Source organism: Pseudomonadota bacterium (assembly GCA_038533575.1).
Classification (GTDB): domain Bacteria; phylum Pseudomonadota; class Alphaproteobacteria; order Rhodobacterales; family Rhodobacteraceae; genus Shimia_B.
Genome location: JBCAYL010000001.1, coordinates 321,479 through 342,675, shown reverse-complemented (window position 1 = coordinate 342,675; position 21,197 = coordinate 321,479). Strand labels below are relative to the sequence as shown.

19 protein-coding genes and 1 riboswitch are annotated in these 21,197 nt (G+C 66.1%); of the genes, 3 read left to right on the top strand and 16 right to left on the bottom strand.

Annotated elements, in window-relative coordinates:
* Positions 1-78 precede the first annotated feature (78 nt).
* The 3 genes from glyS to AAFM92_01840 form a co-directional block, all read right to left on the bottom strand.
* The gene (gene glyS / locus AAFM92_01850) at positions 79-2,349 is read right to left on the bottom strand and encodes a glycine--tRNA ligase subunit beta (protein MEL7299104.1); all 2,271 of its coding nucleotides are present in this window, start codon (positions 2,347-2,349) and stop codon (positions 79-81) included.
* Positions 2,350-2,862: a DUF6446 family protein gene (locus AAFM92_01845; protein ID MEL7299103.1), complete on the bottom strand. Its 513-nt coding sequence runs from the start codon at positions 2,860-2,862 to the stop codon at positions 2,350-2,352. It lies immediately after the preceding gene.
* Between the two features lie 180 nt (positions 2,863-3,042).
* A complete protein-coding gene (locus AAFM92_01840; protein MEL7299102.1) occupies positions 3,043-3,972 on the bottom strand; it encodes a glycine--tRNA ligase subunit alpha in 930 nt (309 codons plus the stop codon).
* 203 nt (positions 3,973-4,175) lie between these two features.
* Here AAFM92_01840 and AAFM92_01835 point away from each other — a divergent pair, with 203 nt between their 5' ends.
* Positions 4,176-5,894 carry a serine protease gene (locus AAFM92_01835; protein MEL7299101.1) on the top strand — a complete coding sequence of 573 codons (1,719 nt, stop codon included), beginning with the start codon at positions 4,176-4,178 and terminating at the stop codon, positions 5,892-5,894.
* 3 nt (positions 5,895-5,897) lie between these two features.
* Here AAFM92_01835 and AAFM92_01830 read toward each other — a convergent pair whose 3' ends face one another.
* The 6 genes from AAFM92_01830 to metZ all read right to left on the bottom strand — a co-directional run bounded on the left by AAFM92_01830 (position 5,898) and on the right by metZ (position 12,389).
* A complete protein-coding gene (locus tag AAFM92_01830; protein ID MEL7299100.1) occupies positions 5,898-7,487 on the bottom strand; it encodes a thiamine pyrophosphate-binding protein in 1,590 nt (529 codons plus the stop codon).
* Positions 7,487-8,935, bottom strand: coding sequence for a TrkH family potassium uptake protein (locus tag AAFM92_01825; GenBank protein MEL7299099.1), 1,449 nt, complete (start codon positions 8,933-8,935; stop codon positions 7,487-7,489). The genes AAFM92_01830 and AAFM92_01825 overlap by 1 nt, the downstream gene beginning before the upstream one ends.
* Before the next feature lie 40 nt (positions 8,936-8,975).
* Complete coding sequence (locus AAFM92_01820) at positions 8,976-9,470, bottom strand: YdeI/OmpD-associated family protein (protein MEL7299098.1); 495 nt, start codon at positions 9,468-9,470, stop codon at positions 8,976-8,978.
* Positions 9,471-9,535: 65 nt separating this feature from the next.
* Positions 9,536-10,636: a GTP cyclohydrolase FolE2 gene (gene folE2, locus AAFM92_01815; protein ID MEL7299097.1), complete on the bottom strand. Its 1,101-nt coding sequence runs from the start codon at positions 10,634-10,636 to the stop codon at positions 9,536-9,538.
* Positions 10,637-10,755: 119 nt separating this feature from the next.
* Positions 10,756-11,223: a GNAT family N-acetyltransferase gene (locus AAFM92_01810; protein MEL7299096.1), complete on the bottom strand. Its 468-nt coding sequence runs from the start codon at positions 11,221-11,223 to the stop codon at positions 10,756-10,758.
* The gene (gene metZ / locus AAFM92_01805; protein ID MEL7299095.1) at positions 11,223-12,389 is read right to left on the bottom strand and encodes an O-succinylhomoserine sulfhydrylase; all 1,167 of its coding nucleotides are present in this window, start codon (positions 12,387-12,389) and stop codon (positions 11,223-11,225) included. Before metZ ends, AAFM92_01810 begins: the two co-directional genes overlap by 1 nt.
* A gap of 52 nt (positions 12,390-12,441) precedes the next feature.
* A riboswitch (SAM riboswitch) is annotated at positions 12,442-12,518 on the bottom strand.
* Between the two features lie 83 nt (positions 12,519-12,601).
* Here metZ and AAFM92_01800 point away from each other — a divergent pair.
* Positions 12,602-13,291, top strand: a complete 690-nt coding sequence (locus tag AAFM92_01800; protein MEL7299094.1) for a glutathione S-transferase N-terminal domain-containing protein — start codon at positions 12,602-12,604, stop codon at positions 13,289-13,291.
* Between the two features lie 64 nt (positions 13,292-13,355).
* Here the strand turns inward: AAFM92_01800 and AAFM92_01795 are convergent, their stop codons facing one another.
* The 6 genes from AAFM92_01795 to AAFM92_01770 all read right to left on the bottom strand — a co-directional run bounded on the left by AAFM92_01795 (position 13,356) and on the right by AAFM92_01770 (position 19,044).
* Positions 13,356-13,679 carry a hypothetical protein gene (locus AAFM92_01795; GenBank protein ID MEL7299093.1) on the bottom strand — a complete coding sequence of 108 codons (324 nt, stop codon included), beginning with the start codon at positions 13,677-13,679 and terminating at the stop codon, positions 13,356-13,358.
* A 412-nt stretch (positions 13,680-14,091) separates the two neighbouring features.
* On the bottom strand, positions 14,092-14,229 hold the full coding sequence (locus AAFM92_01790) for a hypothetical protein (protein ID MEL7299092.1): 138 nt from the start codon (positions 14,227-14,229) through the stop codon (positions 14,092-14,094).
* Positions 14,230-14,367: 138 nt separating this feature from the next.
* Complete coding sequence (locus tag AAFM92_01785) at positions 14,368-14,973, bottom strand: inner membrane-spanning protein YciB (GenBank protein MEL7299091.1); 606 nt, start codon at positions 14,971-14,973, stop codon at positions 14,368-14,370.
* Between the two features lie 3 nt (positions 14,974-14,976).
* Positions 14,977-15,879: a DMT family transporter gene (locus AAFM92_01780; protein ID MEL7299090.1), complete on the bottom strand. Its 903-nt coding sequence runs from the start codon at positions 15,877-15,879 to the stop codon at positions 14,977-14,979.
* 83 nt (positions 15,880-15,962) lie between these two features.
* Positions 15,963-17,234: a signal recognition particle-docking protein FtsY gene (gene ftsY / locus AAFM92_01775; GenBank protein MEL7299089.1), complete on the bottom strand. Its 1,272-nt coding sequence runs from the start codon at positions 17,232-17,234 to the stop codon at positions 15,963-15,965.
* A gap of 124 nt (positions 17,235-17,358) precedes the next feature.
* The gene (locus tag AAFM92_01770; GenBank protein MEL7299088.1) at positions 17,359-19,044 is read right to left on the bottom strand and encodes an NAD(P)H-dependent oxidoreductase subunit E; all 1,686 of its coding nucleotides are present in this window, start codon (positions 19,042-19,044) and stop codon (positions 17,359-17,361) included.
* Positions 19,045-19,235: 191 nt separating this feature from the next.
* On the opposite strand from AAFM92_01770, the gene AAFM92_01765 reads away from it, so the two are divergent.
* Positions 19,236-19,631 carry a hypothetical protein gene (locus AAFM92_01765; GenBank protein MEL7299087.1) on the top strand — a complete coding sequence of 132 codons (396 nt, stop codon included), beginning with the start codon at positions 19,236-19,238 and terminating at the stop codon, positions 19,629-19,631.
* Positions 19,632-19,634: 3 nt separating this feature from the next.
* Here AAFM92_01765 and xseA read toward each other — a convergent pair whose 3' ends face one another.
* On the bottom strand, positions 19,635-21,197 hold the full coding sequence (xseA, locus tag AAFM92_01760; protein ID MEL7299086.1) for an exodeoxyribonuclease VII large subunit: 1,563 nt from the start codon (positions 21,195-21,197) through the stop codon (positions 19,635-19,637).

Here is a 21,197-nt window from a genome sequence, read left to right as displayed (position 1 = left end):
GCATCCCTTCGTCGGCAGATTACGCTTTAGGCGCTGCAAATCAAGGGAAGCCTCCAAAACGCCCTTTCGGCGAGCCGCTTAGCCTTCGATCCGCGTCAAATCTGCCACCTGGCCCACGGTGGAGCGGATCTGGCTGAGAAGGTTGAGCCGGTTACGCCGCACCGTTTGTGCGTCGGCATTGATCTTGACCGCGTCGAAAAAGGCGTCGATCGGCGCGCGCAGCTCGGCCATGGCGCCCATGGCGGAGACGAAATCCTCGGCCTCCATGGCAGGCTTGATCTTGCCCTCCGCCGTCTCGAGCGCCGCGAAAAGCGCCTTCTCCTCCTCGGCCTCGGCGAATTTCATGTCCGCGCCGTAGGAGTATTCGACCCCGTCCGCGTCCTCGGCCTGGCTCAGGATATTGTTGGCGCGCTTGAAGCCCTGCACGAGGTTCGTGCCGTTTTCCGTGTTCATGACCTCCTGCAGTGCCGTCGCACGCTTCACGAGGAGGCTCAGATCGTCATTGCCCGGCATGGCGAGGCAGGCGTCGATGACGTCATGCCGGATGCCACGGTCACGGAGATAGACCTTGAGGCGGTCGTGGAAGAACGATGTGAGGTCAGCGCTTTCGACTGGGAAATCAGACCTAACTTTTGCTTGCAGCGCCTCCAATGCGACAAGAATCTCATTGGAAGAAAGTTCCTCATGACGACTAGCGTGGGCAAGAGCTTTGAGAACGTCATCATCCAGCCAACTGTCTATCGTTCGTAGCGTGGCATCATGTCCTTTAAGGCTCATCCCCCATGAGGGTTCTACTTCTTCCTCTTTCATTGCTGTCCAAAACTCATCTGCAAACGCCCTGAAAAAGGAGCGTTTCAGAATGGAAGCTAAGCGTATTTCCACTTCAGCATGATCGACAATGCGGAGCGTGCCTAGGGTGGCTCGACGAAGGGCGAAAGGGTCCTTTGATCCCGTGGGCTTCTCACCAATTATCCAAAACGAGGCCAAGAGATCGAGTTTATCAGCGAGGGAGACGGCGACGCTCACCGGCTCGGTGGGCACGGCGTCGGAAGGGCCGAGCGGGGCATAATGGTCTCGGGCGGCGTTGGCCACGGCCTCGGGCTCCCCTGCTTCCAGCGCGTAGTAGCGCCCCATCGTGCCCTGCAATTCGGGGAACTCGTAGACCATCTCCGAGGCAAGGTCGGCCTTCGCGATCTTGGCGGCCGCTTCGGCCTGCTCTGGATCGGCGCCCACTGCGGGTGCGAGTTCTCGGGCGAGCGCCGCGATGCGGGCGATGCGCTCGGCCTGCGTGCCGAGCTTGGCGTGGAAGGTCACGTTTTCGAGGCTCTCGAGCCACGCGCCCATCCCGGCCTTTGCCACGCGCAGGTCGTTCTCCCAGAAGAACTTGGCGTCCGAAAGACGCGCGGCGAGGACCTTCTGGTTGCCTGCGAGGATCGTGGCGCCGTTATCAGACGTCTCGCGGTTGGCCACGGTGATGAAGCGTTCGATCCGGCCCGTTTTCGGATCGCGTACGGAGAAGAACTTCTGGTGTTCCTTCATGGAGGTCTGCAACACCTCCGGCGGGAGGCCGAGGAACGCCTCGCCGATCTCGCCCATGAGCACGACCGGCCATTCCACGAGGCCCGCCACCTCCGCCAGAAGCCCGCGATCCTCGACGACCTCGAGGCCCACGGCCTCCGCTTGCCGCACGGCATCCTTCCAAATCATCTCTTGCCGCGTCTCGGCGCGCAGGATGACGTGGTGCTTTCCGAGCTCCGCTTCGTATTGCGCCACGTCGGTCACGGCAAAGCGCGCGGGCGCCATGAAGCGATGGCCGCCGGTTGTGTTTCCAGCCTCGAATTGATCCACCTTAACAGGCACCACCGCGCCATCGAGGATGCACAGGATCGATTGCAGCGGGCGCACCCAGCGCAAGCTGCCCGAGCCCCAGCGCATGGATTTCGGCCACGGGAAGCCGCGCACCGTCTTTTCCAGCGCCTCTGCGATGATCTCGGCGGCCGGGCGGCCCGGCTTCGTGATTTGCGCGAAGTAAACCTGGCCCTTCTTGTCCTCCCGGATCTCGAGGTCTTCCTTGGTCACGCCCGCGCCGCGCAGAAAGCCCTCGAGGGCCTTTTCCGGCGCGCCGACCTTGGGGCCCTTGCGTTCCTCGGTCACGGTAGGGCTTTCGGCAAGAAGGCCCGCGACGGAGAGGGCGAGGCGGCGCGGGGTCGCGAAATGCTCGGCGCTCTCATAGGTCAAGCCCGCGCCGGTCAGCGCCTCGCAGACGAGCCGCTCCAAATCCGCAGAGGCACGCGCCTGCATGCCCGCCGGAATTTCCTCGGAGAAGAGTTCGATCAGAAGATCAGGCATTCACTGCGTCCTTTCGGGGCAATCGTCGCCCGCTGGCGTGCCGTCATAGAGGCGGTCACCGCAATCATTCACTTGGTGCCAGACGAAGCCCTGCCCCGCCTCGGTGATGGCGACGACGCGGTCGATCCCGTATTCGAGATTGCGCGTACCGGTAAAGGCGATGGCCGTGCCCGCATCGAGGGCCGCGCCGATGGCCTCCGCATCGAAGCAGTCGAACCAGCCGGGTGCCGTGAGCGGCTCGGCCGCGTCGAAGATCTCGTAGGTCTCGGTGAGCGTGGCGAGGCTCGTGGGCGTGGTGAAACACGCACGGAAGCGGATCGGGGAGCTGTCGGCGTCGATGGCCTCGAGGCCCTCGGCCAGGATCGGCTCCGGCTGCTGGCTGGAGAGACTGGTGAGCTCCACCGTGGCGTCCTCGACGTCGTAGTAGAAACCGTAGACCTGAGCGTAGTAGACGCCGCCGCCGACGCCCAGCGTGACGAGCACGAGAAGCACCGCGATGATCTTACCGGCCATGGCACGCCTCGGCGGAGGGGGGCGGCGGCGTCAAGCCCGACCTCGGGAGGGCCGCGGTGCTGCGCGCGATATCTCGGCGCGACCGGCAGGCAGGGCGACGGACGGACGGCCCTCGATAGTATGCTCTCCCGGGGGGGAGATCGGGCATGGCGCTGGCGCGCCGGGTGCGCCTGGCCGCCATCACGCCGCCTCCCAACCGCCCGCTTCCGTCTGCACGAAGGCGTCGGCGCAGCGTTTGGCCAGCGTGCGCACGCGCAGGATGTAGCTCTGCCGCTCCGTCACCGAGATCACGCCTCGCGCGTCGAGCAGATTGAAGAGGTGCGAGGCCTTGATGCACTGGTCATAGGCCGGGTGCGCCATGACGATGCGCTTGCCGGTCTTTGAATCTTCGTGAGGCGCGTCGAGGATCGCGTTGCAGGCGGCCTCGGCATCCTTGAAGTGCTGTAGCAGCGTCTCGGTGTTGGCCACGTCGAAGTTCCAGCGGCTGTACTCCTGCTCGGTCTGGCGGAAGACATCGCCATAGGTGAGCGGGATCGGCACCTGCGGATCGTTATAGGGCATGTCCATCACGTGCTCGGCGCCTAGCACGTACATCGCCAGCCGCTCGAGCCCGTAGGTCAGTTCGCCCGAGACGGGATGGCAATCATGTCCGCCCACCTGCTGGAAATAGGTATATTGCGAGACCTCCATCCCGTCGCACCAGACCTCCCAACCGAGGCCCCAGGCGCCGAGCGTGGGGCTCTCCCAATCGTCTTCGACAAAGCGGATGTCATGGATCTCCATGTCGATCCCGATTGCTTCGAGCGAGCCGAGATAGAGCTCTTGCAGGTCGGGCGGGGACGGTTTGATGAGCACCTGATACTGGTAGTAGTGCTGAAGACGGTTCGGGTTCTCGCCATAGCGGCCATCTGTGGGCCTCCGGGACGGCTGCACATAGGCCGCCGCCCAGGGCCGGGTCCCGAGAGAGCGCAGCGTCGTGGCGGGGTGAAACGTGCCCGCGCCCACTTCCATGTCATAGGGTTGCAGCACTGCGCAGCCCTTTGATCCCCAGTAATTCTGGAGGCGCAGGATGATCTCCTGAAACGAACGCGGGGCGTCTTGCGCGGGCATGGGCAGCTCTCTCCGGCTGTGAGCCGTGCTTCCCTAGCCGCCGCCCCAAAGAGGGTCAATGCGGCGCTCCCCGCAATGGCTGTAGCGGCGATGTGACAGGTGCGGGTTTTGCCGGGGCCCGACGCCGCATTTGGCGCTTTTGCGGTGCAGCATCTGCCGCTTTTGCTAATGTGTCGGGGTATTTTCAGGGGGACGCACCACAGATGCGACGGGTTATTCTTGCGGCGCTCGTATGGCTGGCAGCGAGTTCGGCGGCCGTGGCCCAGGACAGGGTCTGGATCCAGGTAGAGGCCCAGCCGAGCCTGCGGAAGGCGCAGGACCGCGTCCGGAACTATGCCGCGCGCTTGCCGGACGTGGCGGGCTTCCAGCTCTCGGCGCGCTGGTACGGCATCGCTCTCGGCCCCTACTCGCGTGCGGATGCAACCCAACGGCTCGCCGCGCTCCGCGCGGAAGGGCTCGTTCCAAGGGACTCCTACCTCGTCGAGCCCGCCCGGTTCGAGCGTCAGTTCTGGCCCATCGGGGCCGAAGACCTGCGAAACACCACGGCCATCGTGGCCCCCGCGCCAACGCTTCAACAGGAGCCCGAACTCCGGCCCGCGGACGAGACACCCCGACAGGCCCGTGCCGCAGAGGCGCTTCTGAGCCGCGATGAGAAGCGGCTCCTGCAGACCGCGCTCGCCTCCGAAGGCTTCTACAACTCAACGATCGACGGCCTATTCGGGCGCGGCACGCGGGCCTCCATGGCCAACTGGCAGGCCGCGAACGGGTTCGAAGCCACCGGCATCCTGACGACGGCGCAACGGGTCGCGCTCATCGACAGCTACAACTCCATCCTCGACGGTCTCGGCATGGAGCGCGTTGTCGCCGCGGAAGCGGGCATCTCGATGCTCATGCCCAGCGCGCAGATCGCGTTTGATGAGTTCGAGGCGCCCTTCGTCCATTACCGCGCGACCGGCGAAGACGGGATTGCCCTCTCGTTGATCTCGCAGGACGGGTCCCGCGCACGGTTCCAAGGGCTCTACGACGTGCTGCAGACGCTGGACGCTGTGCCGACCGACGGCCCGCGCGAACTTCGCCGCGACAGCTTCACCATCACAGGCATCGACGCCACCCGCCACACCACCGTGGACGTGCGCTACGAAGACGGCGCCATCAAGGGGTTCCTGCTCGTATGGCCTGCCGGCGATGAGAAGCGGCTGACGCGGGTGCTGAGCGAGATGCGTGCGAGCTTTGGCACGCTCCCAGGCACACTCGATCCTGCCCTGTCGCCCCCGAGCGAGGACCAGTCCCTCGATCTGCTCGCCGGCCTCGAAATCCGACAGCCGCAACGGGCGGCCACAGGCTTCTTCGTCGATGGCCGGGGCACCGTGCTCACCGCCGCCGAGACACTCGGCGCCTGCGAGCGCGTGAGCATCGGGGCGGACGTGGATGCTGACGTCGTCTTCGCGGACGCCGATCTCGGCCTCGCCCTCCTGAAACCGAAGCGCGCGATTTCCCCCATCGCCTATGCCACCTTCCAATCCTCCGTTCCCCGCCTGCGGGACGAAGTGGCCGTGGCCGGCTTCTCCTATGGCGGCGATCTCGGCGCGCCGACGCTGACACTCGGCGAGCTCGCCGATCTCAAGGGCCTCGACGGAGAGGACAGCGTCAAGCGCCTGAAACTCCGTGCCGAGCCGGGTGATAGCGGCGGTCCCGTCTTCGACCGCGGCGGCGCCGTGCTCGGCCTGCTGCGTCCGGCACCGGAGCGTGACGGCCAAGTGCTGCCGGACACCGTGCGCCTCGCCGTGGATGCGGATACCATCCGCTCCAGGCTCGCGCTGGAGGGCGTGGCCATCGAGGAAGTCGATGCGTTCGCCGTTCTCGACCCTGTCGAACTTAGCTCGCTGGCGGCAGATATCGCCGTCCTCGTGGAGTGCTGGTAGCGGTCAGCCGATCTCGGGCGTGACGTAGATAAGAGTGGGGCCATCGGCCTCGAAGGCCGTGGTGACTGCCTCCTGCATCTCCGAAAGCGTCTCGGGTGCCACGCCATGCGCTCCATAGGCCCTTGCCAAGGCGACGAAATCCGGATTGCGGGCCACGACCGCGTTGGGCGGGATCTGCGCGGCGATCATGCTGTCCTCGATCTCCTTGAGCTTCCCGTTGTCCCAGAGAAAGATCGGCAAGGGCAGGCCGAGCTCCACGGCCGTCCCAAGCTCTTGCAGCGTGTATTGAAAGCCGTAATCGCCTGCGATCGCCAAGGTCGGCGCGCCCTTCCGTGCCACTGCCCCGCCAATGGCGGCCGGAAGCGCGTAGCCCAGCGTGCCGAAGCCTGTGGGATGGTGCCAGTGACCCGGGCGGTCTATGTCCCAGACCTCCTTCGCGGCGTAGGCGAACTGCGTCATGTCCGAATAGAGCATCGTGCCCTCGGGCAGGCAGGCGCGGAGTGCATCGGCCACGGGCACGATGCCCGGGCGCTCCGCGTCGACCTCCGCCCGCCAACGGCGCCGAGTGGCCGCGATCTCATCGGACGACCACCCCGCCGCGGGCGTATGGCCGGCAAGCGCGTCGAGCACCGCCTCCATGATTTCATAGCAATCGCCGAGGATCACGCGATCTTGCGGCCTCTGCTGGCTGGCGAGGACCTGCGGGTCGATATCGAGGCGGAGGATGGGCGTGTCAGCCCCGAGACCCGTGCGCCAAAGGTCGACCTCCGCCAGCTCGCATCCGGCGACGACGATCAGGTCCGCCTGCCCCAGCACGCGCGCACTCTCCGGCCGCGCGAGCGTCGCCCCGAAGGACAGCGGGTGCCCCGGCGGCATGATCCCGCGCCCTGCATAGCTCATGAAGACGGCCGCGCCCGCGGCCTCGGCCAGCTTGGGATAAAGGCTCGCCCCAATGGTCGCGCCACCCCCGAGGATGAGCACGGGCCGCGAGGCCGCCTTCAGCGCCTCCGCGATGCGATGCACGGCAAGCTCATCACGGGGAATATCCCCCGCCAGTTCGTCATTCGCACGGGCTGGTGGTGACGGGGCCTCCGCCTCAAGGAGCTTGATCGGCACCGAGAGGTGCTTGGGCCTCTGGCGCCTCGTGTCGAACTCCATCAGCGCCCGGTCGATGAGCGCATAGGCAGCCTCGGCGGTGCGGGCTTCCTCTGACCAGTCACAGACCGTTTCCGCCGCCGCGCGCTGGTCCTTCATCTGGTGAAGCTGGCCCCGCGTCGCCGCCGTCTCATCGAGACAGGAGGAGATCGCCAGCACCGGCACACTGTCCGAGTAAGCCTGCCCCAGCGGCGTGAGCACGTTCGTGAGCCCCGGCCCGGTGATCACGTAACACACCCCCGGACGGCCTGACGCGCGGGCATAGCCATCCGCCATGAAGCCCGCCCCCTGCTCATGGAGCGCGAGGACATGGGTGATCCCGGCCTCCGCGATCCCGCGATACATCTCCTGGTTATGAACCCCAGGGATGCCAAAGATCGTATCGACGCCCCGCGCCGCCAGCATGTGCGAGATCTGGGCCCCGAGCGGTCTTCGCATCACGTCCTCCAGAAGGCGCGCGTGAAGAGAACGAGCACCGCCATGAGCTCGAGCCGCCCGAGGAGCATCCCGGCGGCCAAGAGCCACTTGGCGGTGTCATTCAGCCCGCCGAAATTCTCCGCCGGGCCGATCTCGCTGCCGAGGCCGGGCCCGATATTGGCGATGGCCGAGGCCGCGCCGGAGACAGAGGTGATCGCGTCGAGGCCCGTCATGGACAAAAGGATCGCCAGCACGATGAGCGAGCCGATGAAGACCACGAAGAACGACATCACCGAATCCATCACGTCCTGCCCCACGGGGCGCCCGTCATAGCGCGGCGTGAAGATGCCCGAGGGGCTGTAGATCTGCCGCACCTGCGCGGCGACGGAGGCGAAGAGGAGCTGGTAACGGAATATCTTGACCGAGCAGGACGTCGAGCCCGCGCAGCCGCCCACCAGCCCCACGAAAAAGAGCGCGACCACGGGGAACGCGCCCCAGAGCATGTAATCTTCGCTCGCATAGCCCGTGCCGGTGATGAGCGAGGTGGTGTTGAAGAGCGCGGCCAAGGGCGCGGCGAGGCCCACCTGCCCTGCCCGGAGCCACAGCCAGACCGTGATAGCACCCACGGCGACGGCGAGCACAGCGGCGAGCCCGAGGACCTGCCGATCCTGAAAGAGCGGACGCGGCTCCCCGTTGAGGAGCTGCACGAAGCGCACGAATGGCAAGGCCGCGAGGACCATGAAGAGCACGGCCACGAGCTGCGCACCGGCGCCGAACGCCCCGAAGGAGGCATCGCGCGTGGAAAAGCCACCGGTGGAGACGGTGGTGAGCGCGTGCATGATCGCCTCGAAAAGCTCGAGCCCTGCGGCGATGTAGGCCGCCGCGCACAGCGCCGTCAGCGCAACGTAGATCACCGAGATCTGCTGGGCGATCTGGGCGGCGCGGGGGAGGATCTTGCCCATGGTATCGAAGGCTTCGGACCGGAAGATCTGCATGCCGCCCACGCGCAGCTCCGGCAGGAACACCATGGCCACGACGATGATGCCCACGCCCCCCAACCATTGCAGCATCGCGCGCCAGGCGAGCAGCCCTTCCGGCAGGGTGTCGAGCCCTGAAAAAACAGTCGATCCGGTGGTGGTGAGGCCTGACATCGCCTCAAAGAACGCGTCCGTGGGGCTCGCCTCTGTGGCCCCGATGATGAAGGGGATGGCGCCGAAGACGGGAAGTGTTACCCAGACGCCCGTTGTGAGCAGGAAGGTCTCCTGCAGCGAGAGCCCGCCGCGGTTCAGGTTATGGGTCGCGAGCGCCACGAAAAGCCCGACGAGAAAGGTGAACGCCGCCGCCTGTACGAAGACCCAGCCATGGGCATTGCCGTAAAAGAAGTCCACGCCCGCCGGGATCAGCATGACGACACCGAGCGCCGCTACGAGGAGTGCGATCACGTAGGATACCGGGCGGACGTCGATCATGGGGTCAAGCGGTGGCGGAGCATCCCGGGCCTGTCAACTCCTAGCGCCGCTTGGGATAAGGGCTCGGATCCGGCTCTTCGAGCGCGGCCAGCACGGCGCGCACGCGCTTGAGCACTGTGGCCTCTGTCTTGGCCGACGCGACTTGGTGGGCAAAGCCCCGCTGCGTGCCGGGTGTGAGCCCGGCCCAGACCTCGCCCGCGCCTTCATCTTGGGCCAACGCGTCCGCAAGCGCGGGAGGGACATCCACGGCGTCCGGGTCATCGTATCGAAACGCGATGCGGACCGGGTCCCCCTCGCCCAGCCCGGTGGCCTTCTGCATGGCCTTCGAGAAGATGAAATAGGCCCGTCCGTCGGATGTGGGATGGAGCGCGCCCTTGAAGCTCACGCCGCCGAGCTCTCCCACGACGCGCGGTCGCGCCCGCGCGGGCTCCGGCAGCCCCTCGGCAAACGCGGGCGGCAGCCACGCCACGGTGTAGCCCATGGGCGTGTACCGCCCCACCTCACCAATGGCCTCGAACGGAAAGAAGACTTCCAAGATCGTCTCTTCACCTTTCCCGAAGAACTTGGGGAGCGCGAGGGCAGGCCCCCACGCCCGGCGCCTCAGCCCACGTGGAAAAGGGAGGCGAAGAGCCGGGGATCAAGGCTCTCGCTTGCAAAGGTCTCGCCCTCTGTCAGCACGCTCACCGCGTCATGGGAATGCAGGCTTTCTTGATGCGAGGCCACCACCCTGAAATCGCCCACGCGCGGATCGGCGAGAAGCACCTCGCAAAAGGAGCGCGCCGCGTCCTCGACGAAGATCGGGTTGGCGGCGTTCAATTCGGCAAACGCCTGCTCGTCCTCGCGCTTGACCATCACCTGCGTCTCCGTGGGCACCGCCGCGCGGCAGAGCTCCACGAGATCCTCGAACCAGAGGCACGGCGCCCCCTCCGCAAGCTCCAAGGAAATCCGCGCGACGGAGCGCTGCGAGTGCGGCGTCGCAAGCTGGCCGCGCGTGGCACGGGCATGCTCGGAAAGCTCCAGCGAGCACGGGCAAGTCGACGAGTAGACATAGTCGAGATGCACGATCTTCTTGCGCACGCCATCACGCTCCACGAGTTCGAGCGCGAGATCGTAATACTGGTAGCCCTCGAGCCCGGACCGAAGCGAGCCCACCTTCATGGGAAAGGACGTGCGCATCTGGATGCGCGCGTCAAAGCTCTCGAGATCGCTCTTATAGGCGTCGAGGGCGCGCGCCATCACGTCGAAGCTGAAGGTCTCCTCGGCATAGGCATAAAAGCTCCGCATGATGCGGCTCATGTTGATGCCCTTTTTCTCCGCCTCGAGGCTCACGGTGCCGGTGACGGAGGTCTCGAGCGTCGTGGGCGCGCCGTCGCGTGTCATGTAGCGGATCGGCAGCCGGAAATTCGAAATGCCCACATGCTGGATCTGCTGCTTGGCGCCGCGGATCAGGGAGGACGGCCCGTTCTGCAGATCGGGCAGCGATGCCTTGTAGGCGCCGTCCACCGAGAAATCCTCAGGGTAGGCGCGTGCCAACGCCGGATAAGCGGATGGACGGCCCGGCATCAGGCCCGCGACTTGCGGGTCGAGATCGGTAAGCTCGCTGGCGGAGACCTTGCCAGCCCAACGGCGCAATAGCGCCAATGCGGCCTCGGCCTCTTCCCGGCTGGGCTCACGATCGATATCGGCTGCGTGGATGTTCATGGCAATTTCCCCCTTTCAACGCGGGTGCGGGCCAAGCACTTAGATGGGCGTGCGGCGTCCTATGACAACCGCCATGTTCGCATTTTGCCTGAGATTTACGCACCGCGCGAGAGCGTGGATCACCCGGAGAGGTCCAGGAACATGCTATATCGCAGGATCGCCAGCCCGCCGCGCTCGACCTCCTCGGCGCGGTGGATCGTCCAACCATGGCGTGTGAAAAACGGTTGCGCATAGGCGCTGGCGTCGACAGCGAGATAGGTCAGCCCCGTCGACCGCGCCGCGCGCAGGATTTCAGCATATAGCTTGTCTGCGAGCCCGGTGCCCCGCGCGTCCGGCGCCACGAAGGCCATGTCGATATAGCCTCTGGGCGTCAGGCTCATGAAGCCCCGGATCGCCTCGCTATCCTGGGCCACGAAACAGTGCTCCGCGCCGAGCCTCTCGGCAAAGGCCGCGCCATCGGGCACCTTGGGCGCCCAGGCCCGGCGCTGGGCCGCGTCGTATTTCTCCGCCGCTCCCACGTGGACGGCCTCGTAGAAGAGAGCTGCGCAGCCCGCGCCATCTTCCGCGCGAAACCGCCGGATCAGCATCAGGCCGCGTCCAGCGCCGCGCCCAGATCGGCGATGAGGTCCCCACTGTCCTCCAATCCCACGGAGAGGCGGATGAGGCCCTCGGTGATCCCGAGGGCCTGACGCGTCTCCTCGCTGAGCCGCTGGTGGGTGGTGGTGGCCGGATGCGTGACGATGCTCTTGGCGTCGCCCAGATTGTTGGAGATCGTGAAAAGCGCGAGCGCGTTCAATACCTTGAAGGCCCGCGCCTTCGTGCCGCAATCGATCGCGAGGAGTGTGCCGCCCGCCCCCATCTGCGCCATGGCGAGGGCGTGTTGCGGGTGGCTCTCGTGCCCGGGATAGATCACCCGCTCCAGATCGCGGCGCGCCGCGAGCGCGTCGGCCAGCGCCTCGGCGGAGGCGGTCTGGGCGCGCACGCGCAGTTCGAGCGTTTCAAGCCCCTTGAGCATCATCCACGCGGTGAAGGGCGACATGGACCCGCCCGTATGTTTCATGAACGGGACCACGAATTTTTGCAAAAATTCGTGGCGGCCGAGGATGACGCCCCCCAGGGCGCGGCCCTGCCCGTCGATATGCTTGGTGGTGGAATAGATCACCACGTCCGCGCCTTGCGCGATGGCACGGGAATAGACCGGCGTGGCGAAGACGTTATCGACCATCACGAGCGCGCCCACCTTGCGCGCGAGGGTGGAAACCGCCTCGATATCAATGACTTCGAGCGCCGGATTGGACAGGCTCTCGAAGAAGACGACCCGCGTGTCAGGCCGGATCGCAGCCTCCCATTGCGGAAGCGAGGTCCCGTCGACGAACTCCACCTCGACCCCGAAGCGCGGCAGGATGTCTTCGAGAATGTAGAGACAGGAGCCGAATAGGGCGCGTGCCGCCACGACATGATCGCCCGCCTTGAGCACCGACATGAGTGCGCCATTCACGGCCGCCATGCCGGATGCCGTGGCAAACCCGCCCTCGGCCCCTTCAAGCGCCGCGATGCGGTCTTCGAACATGGCGACGGTCGGATTGCCATAGCGCGCGTAGATGAACTCGTCCGGCCCGCTCTCGATGAAGCGTGCCTCCGCGTGTTCGGCGCTCTCATAGACGAAGCCCTGCGTGAGAAAGATCGCTTCGCTGACCTCTCCGTATTGGCTGCGGCGGATGCCCTCGTGGACAGCCTTGGTGCGTTTTTCCATCGGTGCTGCCCTCCTTCAGGCAACAAAAAAAGCCCCTGCCGGCGGCAGGGGCGCAAATACGCTCCTCACCTGTTTAGCGGTTTCTTTTACGTGGCCCGCAATCCGGCACAAATCGCCACCCTTCGTGCCTATGCCGCCCGGCGCTCCCGGTCAAGCGCGGCCCTTGCCATCCGGCCCGCACTGGCCATCCTGAGCATGCAAAGGAGCATTCCATGATCGATCTCTACTACTGGCCCACGCCCAACGGCTGGAAAGTCACGATTGCCCTCGAAGAGATGGGCCTGCCCTACAGGCTCCATGAGATCGACATCGGATCAGGCGCGCAGTTCGAGCCGGATTTTCTCAAGATCGCGCCCAACAATCGAATGCCCGCCATCGTCGATGCGGTGGGGCCCGACGGCGACCCCGTGAGCGTCTTCGAATCCGGGGCGATCCTGCTCTACCTCGCCCGCAAGACCGGCCAATTCGGCGGCGCCGACGCCCGGGGGCAGATCGCCGTGGAAGAATGGCTCATGTGGCAGATGGGCGGCGTGGGCCCGATGGCCGGACAGGCCCATCATTTCCTGAAGTTCGCCCCGAATTTCGACCCGCCCGTCGTGCTTCCCTACGCGCAGGACCGCTACCGTGGAGAAACCGCGCGCCTTTATGGGGTCCTCGACCGGAGGCTGGCGCAGAGCGAATGGGTCGCCGGGTCTGCGTACACGATTGCCGACATGGCCATTTGGCCGTGGGCCTCGCTCTGGCCGGGGCAAGAGCAGAGCATGGACGACAAGCCCCATCTGAAACGGTGGCTCGCGGCTTGCTGGGCGAGGCCCGCGCTTCAGCGGGGGCAGCAGGTGCTCGCCGAGAAGCGCAAGGGCGCGGCGACCAAGGCGGAGCTCGACGCGCTTTTCGCGCGATAGCATCCCCGCAAAGAAAAAGGGCTGGCGCAAGGCCAGCCCTTTTCCCGATTTGAGTGCGCTGGATTTAGCGGCGCACGTCGATCTCTTCTTGATCAACCACGTTGCCGTTCACGATGAGCGAGGCGACGAGGTCCTGGCCGGATGCCGGCGTTGCGAAGGGCACGCGGACGTCGGTGTTGGTGCCGGCGTTCAGCATGGCCGTGCCGAGCACGTCACCGGACAGCGTGGAGATCTGCACTTCACCTGCGCCGAGCGTACGAGCCACGTTCACGTCGTAGAACGTGTCGCCCTGCTCTGCACCACCGAGGATGCCGAAGGTGTTGTTGGCGGATGCGGCGCCAGCGGAGAGTGCGATGGCGGTGGCGGCGATTGCGAATTTCTTGAACATGAGAGTTCCTTTGTTTCAGTATGGTCGGCGGGGTCAGCGCCGGGTTTGATGTGTTCCGGGCGGTGGCGGGTTAGGGTCGGTGCCGCCGTCCGATGACCGAGAGATGTGTCCTGTGACGAAAAGAAAAACCCTCGAACCGTTCACATGAATCTGTGCATCAGGTGACACGCCCAACCTGTTGAAATGCCAGAAACCCTCACGCAGGGGCGGTTCTGTGCACAGAGGCGAAGACTTGGTGCGCCCGCGCCGGGAATTGGCGCGGATTGCATGAAAAAACGGGAAATCAGACTGTAACAAATCACAAGCGGCGCGTGATCTGAAACCGGAAAATGCCGAAAAATTCTCGCGTTCCGGGCAGGAAAACGAAAAAGGCCGGCCCGAAGGCCAGCCTTTCGCGCGTCTGTCTGGGGATTTAGCGCGCGACGTCGATCATTTTGACGTCCACCACCTCACCGTTGACGATGAGCTTGGCAATGAGGTCCTGGCCTGTCGCCGCACCCATAAAGGCCACGCGCACGTTGGCATTGGGTCCGGCCTTCAACGCCGCCATGCCGAGGACCGCGCCATTGAATGTCTCGATCTGGACGGAGCCGGGCGCGGAAACGGAGGCGACCCTTTATCAAGCCCGCTGTTTGACCAGAGTGGGGCGGCAGGGACGGGACTTGCACTCTTCTTCAGGCGAGTGCCCCTAGGACGCGTCGTCCTCGATGACGTGGCTTTGGAGCGCCATGATCTGCCACCAGAGAAAGACAAAAAGCGCGATCGGGAACCCGAATGTCTCGATCGCCACCCATGTCTCGGTGCTCATGGTCCGCCAGATGATCTCGTTGGCCACCGCCAGCGCGGCAAAGGCGAGCGTCAGGCGACGGGTCAGAATCATCCAGCCCTCATCGGTCATGGGCATCATCTCGGCCATGACATAGGCGAGGAAGCTCTTGCGCTTGATAAGCCCGATCCCGAGCATGACCGCGAAGAAGCCGTAGACAAGCGTCGTCTTCATCTTGAAAAACCGCTCGTCGTTGAAATAGGCCGTCAGCGCTCCGAAGAAGATGACCATGAAGGCCGTAAAGATCTGCATGCGGCTGAGCTTGCCCGTGAGCATCCAGAGCAGGCCCATGGCCGCGAGCAGGATCGGCACGAAGATGACGGTGGCCACGATGAAGCCGGAATATTCCGTGCCGCCGAAGGTGAAGATCTCGTCCTGGATGCGCAGGTAGATCACGAAGAATGCCACGGGCGGGCCCAGCTCGAGCACAAGCTTTGTCATCGAGTTGATTTCTTTCGTCTCCGCCAAGGCTCAGCCTCCGAATTCCACAATCACCGCGCCTGCCGCGATCGCGGCCATGAGGGCCGCGCGCCGGGGCCCCACCGTCTCCTTGAGAAAAAGCCACCCGATGAGGGCGGCGAACACGGTGGACGTCTCTCTCAGTACCGCCGCCTCGCCCACCTTGTCGAGCCGGGTCGCCACCATGATCGACCCGAAGGAGCCGAAGGCGACGAAGGCGCCAACGATCCCGCGCGCTAGAAGAGGACGCACCGGTGGGCGGAGGGGGTCACGCCAGTACAAGATGGGCCCGAGCACGACGAAATCGAAGGAGGTGAGGAAGAAGAACCACGCGAGAAAGGTGAAAGGATCCGGGATCGCGCGGATGCCGTAAGCGTCGTAGGTCGTGTAGAGCGCGACGAGTGCCCCGGTACCCACGGCAAACCACAGGGCCGGCACGAGGCTCACGCGATCCACCTCCACATGTCTGAGATTGTAGGCTGCAAGCCCGAGGATCGCCCCGCTGAGCAGCGCCACACCCGCCCATTGCACGAGCGTGAAGACTTCCCCGAAGAAAAAGTAGGCTCCGATCACGGTGAAGATCGGCGCCGTCCCCCGGACGACAGGGTAGACCACCGTGTAAGCACCACGACTGTAGGACAGCGCCATGCCGACCTTGTAGGCGAAGTGAATGACCATGGCGCCCGCCATGATCAGCCATTCCTGCCCCACGGGCCACGGCACCACGAAGAGCGCCACCGGCGCGGACAGGACGCAGATCCAGATATCGATGGCACCCCGCGTGAGCCATGGATCGTGCTTGCCCTTCTGGAGCGCACCGAAAATCGCGTGAAGAAAGGCCGCCAAAAGCGCGAGGACGAGCGCCGCGCGGGTGCCCGCCTCCGTTCCCTCAATGCCCAGGATCCACTCAGTCATCGGCGGGGCTCAAGGGCGCTTGCGCCTTTTGCGTCGCTTTGGATGCAAGGACGCCTGCCCGCGGCGCCTGTCGTCACGCCCCATCAGGCATCGAGGCCCGTGAGCGCAGCCGCGAATTCCTCAGGGTCGAAGGGCGCAAGATCGTCGATCTGCTCGCCCACGCCGATGGCGTGGATCGGCAGGCCGAACTTGTCCGCGAGCGCCACGAGAACACCGCCCTTCGCCGTCCCGTCGAGCTTTGTCATCACGAGCCCCGAGACATCGGCGAGTTTCTGGAAGGTCTCGACTTGCGAGAGCGCGTTCTGGCCGGTGGTGGCATCGAGCACGAGGAGCGTGTTGTGCGGCGCGTCGGGATCCTTCTTGCGAATGACGCGCACGATCTTGGCAAGCTCTTCCATGAGGTCGGCGCGGTTCTGCAGCCGGCCTGCCGTGTCGATCATCAGGAGGTCTGCCCCCTCGGCTTCGGCCTTGGTCATGGCGTCGAAGGCAAGGCTCGCGGGGTCCGAACCCTCCGGCGCCGTCAGCACCGGCACCCCGGCGCGATCGCCCCAGACCTGAAGCTGTTCGACGGCCGCCGCGCGGAACGTATCGCCCGCGGCAATCACCACGGATTTGCCCGCCGCGCGAAACTGCGAGGCGAGCTTGCCGATGGTCGTGGTCTTGCCGGAGCCGTTCACGCCCACGACCAGCACGACCTGCGGCGTCTTCGGGTAGATGGGAAGCGGGCGCGCAACGCCCTCCATGATCCGCGCAATCTCCTCGGCCATGAGGCTCTTGATGTCGCGCGCCGACAGGCGGCGGCCCATGCGGCCCTCGGCCATGTTGGCGGTGACGCGCAGCGCCGTGTCCACGCCCATGTCGGAGGTGATGAGAAGCTCTTCGAGCTGCTCGAGCATGTCATCGTCGAGGACGCGCTTCTTCTCCGCCGGGCTTGCACTGCGTCCCATGAGGCGCCCGAGCAATCCGGGCCGGGGCGCGGCCTCTTCCGGCGCCTCGTGCGTGACCGTTTCCACGGGAACGGGCGCGGGCCTCGCGGCCTCCGCGGGCGGCGCCCTCACGGGCTCCGGCTCGGGGTCCGGTTCCGGCTCGGGCTCTGGTGCGAGCGCTCGCGCGGGCTCCGGCTCAGGCTCCGCCGCGCTCTCGGGCTCTGCCTCTGGCCCCGGGGCCGGCTCCGGCTCGGAGGCCGGGGCGGATTGCGCTTCGGGAGCTTCATCCGTGCGCATCTCATCCCGGGCTTCATCCGGGACCTCCGCCGCCTCCACCGTCCCGCCGTCATCGACGATGGCATCGAGCCCCTCGTCGAGCTTCGAGCTCGACTTGAACAAGCGGTCTTTGAGTTTGCCGAAGAAGGACATGTCACCTCGCGTTTCTCGTCACCTAACCCTCCCACGTCGGGAGGGGAAGATGCGGGGAGGCGCATAGAGGACGCGGGCGGGCGCTATCGAGGGCCTAGGTCATCGGAGCAGCCCCGTGTGCGGCTCAGATTTCCTCGGGGAAATGCCGCATGACCGACTTGATCGGGTTCGGCGCCGCCTGCCCGAGGCCGCAGATGGAGGCGTCGACCATGACATTCGAAAGCTCCGTCAGCAGCCCCTGATCCCAGTGATCGGCCTGCATGAGTTTGACCGCCTTCTCGCAGCCCACGCGGCAGGGCGTGCATTGCCCGCAGCTTTCATCCTCGAAAAATCGGAGCATGTTCAGCGCTGCGGCCCGCGCGCTGTCCTGGTCACTCAACACGACCACCGCCGCGGAGCCGATGAAGGTGCCGAGCGGCTGAAGCGTATCGAAGTCGAGCGGGACGTCGTTGATCGTGGCAGGCAGAAGCCCGGAGGACGGGCCGCCTGGCTGATAGGCCTTGAAGACATGCCCGTCGGCCATGCCGCCCGCGGCCGCGATGACATCCATGATCGTTGAGCCCGACGGCAGAAGATAGACGCCCGGCCGCGCCACGCGCCCCGAGACGGAATAGGAGCGCAGGCCCGTGCGGCCGTTCTTTTCCACGCCCGACAGGATCTCCGGCCCCTCACGGCAGATCCGCGCGACCCAGTGCAGCGTCTCGATGTTGTGGACGAGCGTGGGCTGCCCGAAGACGCCAACCTGGGCCACGAAGGGCGGGCGATGCCGGGGAATGCCGCGCTTGCCCTCGATGGACTCGATCATCGCGCTCTCTTCGCCGCAGATGTAGGCGCCCGCTCCGCGGCGAAGCTCGACATAGCCCGGCGCGATCAGGCCCGCGACTTCCATGGCCTTGAGCTCGGTGGCGAGGATATGGAGCACGGCCGGGTATTCGTCGCGCATGTAGAGAAAGACGCGCTCCGCTTCCACGGCCCATGCAGCGATCAGCATCCCCTCGAGGAAAAGGTGCGGCGTGCGCTCGAGATAGTAGCGATCCTTGAAGGTTCCGGGCTCGCCCTCATCGCCGTTGACGGCGAGGTATCGCGGCCCGGGATTGGCGCGGACGAAGCCCCATTTCTTGCCAGACGGGAAACCCGCGCCGCCGAGGCCCCGAAGCCCGGCTGCGAGGACGCGCTCCTGCACCTCTTCCCAGTCCCCGTCCTCTCGGAGCTCGGCCAGCGCCTTGTAGCCTCCGGCGGAGCGATAGGCGGCGAGGCCTTCATAATCCGGGATCTCCGGATGGATATGGACGGCGGCGATGGCGTCCTTGGTCTTTTCGACGGTGGCGTGGTCGACATGGTGATGCCCGAGCTCGAGGACCGGGGCGGTATCGCAGCGGCCCATGCACGGCGCGCGGAGCACGCGGACTTCGCCCGGGTCGAGCCCTGCCTCCAGGGCGGATTTCAACTCCTGCGCCCCGGCCAACTCGCACGAGAGCGAGTCGCAGACGCGAATGGTCAGCGCCGGCGGGGGCGTTTCGCCCTCCTTCACCACGTCGAAATGCGCGTAAAACGTCGCGACCTCGTAAACCTCCGCCTGCGAAAGGCGCATCTCCTCTGCCAGAGCGCGGAGATGGGCCGCCGAGAGATGCCCGTAGGTGTCCTGGATCAGGTGGAGGAACTCGATGAGGTGATCACGCCGCCGTTCCCGCGCCCCGAGAAGCGCCTTCACCTCGTCCCACGCGCGATCATCGAGCGGGCGCCCCTTCGTGTGGCGCCTTCCCTTGCCCTTGGCGGATTTCCAGATGCCTTTGCCTTCGTCGAGCGCCACGGCGCACCTCCTTCGTCGGTCGCGGGCAGCATAGGGCCTCCGCCCCCGGCCCGTCGCCCGAAAACGACATCTGCGCCCCGTTTCGCGCGCCCGAACGCCGCAGGCAAAGGACCGTGCGTCGCCTATGGGCGACAGGGGTTTCTCAAGCGAAGGCACTGGCCAAGCCCCGGCCCCGGTGGCACGGTCACCCCATGCGTATCCTTGCCCTGGCCGTTGCCCTGTTCGCCTGTCCCGCTGCGGCCCAAGAGACACCCATGACCGCGGCGGAGTTCGAAGCGTTCGTGACGGGGCGCACGCTGAGCTACGGCCGCGCGGGCGAGGCACCCTACGGCACGGAGGAGTACCTCCCGGGCCGCCAGGTCCGCTGGGCCTTCGCCGGGGAGGAGTGCCGCGATGGCTTCTGGTATGACGACGGGCCGCTGATCTGCTTTGTCTACGAGGACAATCCAGAGCCGCAATGCTGGCGGTTCTTCGAGGGGCCGGGCGGGCTGCGCGCCGATTTCGCTGGGCGCGATGGTGCTCCCGTCTACCAGGTGCAGGAAAGCGAGGAGCCGCTCTTTTGCCCCGGTCCGCAGATCGGTGTCTAAGCCCTAATCCCCAGCGTCGAAGAGCGAGCCCTGCGCGCCGCGCGGCGCCGCCTTTGGCTTTCTTGCAGGCGCGGCGACGGTCGCTCCCGAGCTCCCCGTGGCCAGGCGACCGTCGGCAAACTCGATCTCGATCGGCTCGGCAGGTTTCACCTGCGCCTTGCGGGTGACGACCGCGCCGCCGGAGCGCACGACCGCGTAGCCGCGCTCGAGCGTGGCCTTGTAGCTCAAGGTTTCTCGCAGTCGGTCGAGGGCGGTCAGACGGTCCCGAAGCTTTGCTTGGCGCGTGGCCGAGACATCGCAGAGCCGCGTGGCCAGCCGCGTTAGTTCCTGCCGCTTCTGCGTGAGACGCTCCTCCAGCAGCCCCGGCGAGAGGCGCCCCCGAGCATCGAGGCGTTCCCGCTTCGTCGTGGAGGCGCGCAAGAGCGCGGGCCCGAGACGCGCAGCCCAGCTCGAAAGCCGCCGGCCCTCTTCCGCCAGCCCACGGGTCAGAAGCCCCGGCCCGAGCGCGGCCTGGGCGAGGCGCACGCGGCGGCTTTGCACGGCGGAGGCCAGCGCGGGTTTGAGCCGCGCCTCCGCGAGATCAAGCCGTTGGCGCGGCGCCGCCATGAGCGCCTCTGCCCGTGGCAGCGCGCGGGAGAGATCGCGGAGCCGCTGGCCCCGCCCGTCGAGAATGGCGCCTTCGCCGCGGATGAGGCGCGCGCCCTGCTCCTCCACCCAGGCCAGAAGATCGCGGCGCACCGGCACGGCGAGCTCGGCCGCCGCCGTGGGCGTGGGCGCCCGCCGGTCGCTCACATAGTCGATGAGGGTCGTGTCGGTTTCATGCCCCACGGCGGAGATGAGCGGGATCTCGGATGCAGCGGCGGCGCGGGCCACGCTCTCCTCGTTGAAGCCCCAGAGGTCCTCGATGGAGCCGCCACCGCGCGCCACGATGATGAGATCGGGCCGAGGAAGCGCGCCCCCGGGCGTGAGCGCGTTGAAGCCGGTGATGCCCGCCGTCACCTCCGGTGCGCAGTTCTGGCCCTGCACGGCCACGGGCCAGATCAGGACCTTCCGCGGAAAGCGGTCACGCAGGCGATGGAGAATATCACGGATGACGGCGCCCGTGGGCGAGGTCACCACGCCGATCACCTCGGGCAGGTAGGGCAGCGGCTTCTTGCGCTCCGCCGCGAAAAGCCCCTCTGCCTCGAGCGCCTTCTTGCGCTTCTCGAGCATGGCCATGAGCGCCCCCTGCCCCGCCACGGCAAGCTCATCGACATTCATGTTGTATTTCGATTGCGGCCCGAAGGCGGACATGCGGCCGGTGGCCACCACCTCCATCCCCTCCTCCGGCATCACGCCGAGGCCGGTCACTTGCCCCTTCCAGGTGGTGCAGGAGAGCGTGTTCCGGTCATCCTTGAGATCGAAGTAGAGATGGCCTGAGCGCGCGCGCACCACGCGCCCCACCTCGCCGCGCACGCGAATGCGTCCGAACTCGCCCTCGATGGTCCGCTTGATCGCGCCGGAGAGCTCCGAGACGGAGTATTCAGGCGTATTCATTCCCGGGGTCGGATCGTCGAGGAGGTCCAT

Bases quoted from the DNA above. Each gene is read 5' to 3' on its own strand.
- metZ (MEL7299095.1), bottom strand. From the start codon at position 12,389: ATGGAAAAACGCACCAAGGCTGTCCACGAGGGCATCCGCCGCAGCCAA.
- AAFM92_01790 (MEL7299092.1), bottom strand. From the start codon at position 14,229: ATGGCGGCGTTGAAGGCCGGACCCAATGCCAACGTGCGCGTGGCCTTT.
- ftsY (MEL7299089.1), bottom strand. From the start codon at position 17,234: ATGTCCTTCTTCGGCAAACTCAAAGACCGCTTGTTCAAGTCGAGCTCG.
- AAFM92_01780 (MEL7299090.1), bottom strand. From the start codon at position 15,879: ATGACTGAGTGGATCCTGGGCATTGAGGGAACGGAGGCGGGCACCCGC.
- glyS (MEL7299104.1), bottom strand. From the start codon at position 2,349: ATGCCTGATCTTCTGATCGAACTCTTCTCCGAGGAAATTCCGGCGGGC.
- folE2 (MEL7299097.1), bottom strand. From the start codon at position 10,636: ATGAACATCCACGCAGCCGATATCGATCGTGAGCCCAGCCGGGAAGAG.
- AAFM92_01835 (MEL7299101.1), top strand. From the start codon at position 4,176: ATGCGACGGGTTATTCTTGCGGCGCTCGTATGGCTGGCAGCGAGTTCG.
- AAFM92_01840 (MEL7299102.1), bottom strand. From the start codon at position 3,972: ATGCCCGCGCAAGACGCCCCGCGTTCGTTTCAGGAGATCATCCTGCGC.
- AAFM92_01800 (MEL7299094.1), top strand. From the start codon at position 12,602: ATGATCGATCTCTACTACTGGCCCACGCCCAACGGCTGGAAAGTCACG.
- xseA (MEL7299086.1), bottom strand. From the start codon at position 21,197: ATGGACCTCCTCGACGATCCGACCCCGGGAATGAATACGCCTGAATAC.
- AAFM92_01795 (MEL7299093.1), bottom strand. From the start codon at position 13,679: ATGTTCAAGAAATTCGCAATCGCCGCCACCGCCATCGCACTCTCCGCT.
- AAFM92_01830 (MEL7299100.1), bottom strand. From the start codon at position 7,487: ATGCGAAGACCGCTCGGGGCCCAGATCTCGCACATGCTGGCGGCGCGG.
- AAFM92_01765 (MEL7299087.1), top strand. From the start codon at position 19,236: ATGCGTATCCTTGCCCTGGCCGTTGCCCTGTTCGCCTGTCCCGCTGCG.
- AAFM92_01845 (MEL7299103.1), bottom strand. From the start codon at position 2,862: ATGGCCGGTAAGATCATCGCGGTGCTTCTCGTGCTCGTCACGCTGGGC.
- AAFM92_01810 (MEL7299096.1), bottom strand. From the start codon at position 11,223: ATGCTGATCCGGCGGTTTCGCGCGGAAGATGGCGCGGGCTGCGCAGCT.
- AAFM92_01825 (MEL7299099.1), bottom strand. From the start codon at position 8,935: ATGATCGACGTCCGCCCGGTATCCTACGTGATCGCACTCCTCGTAGCG.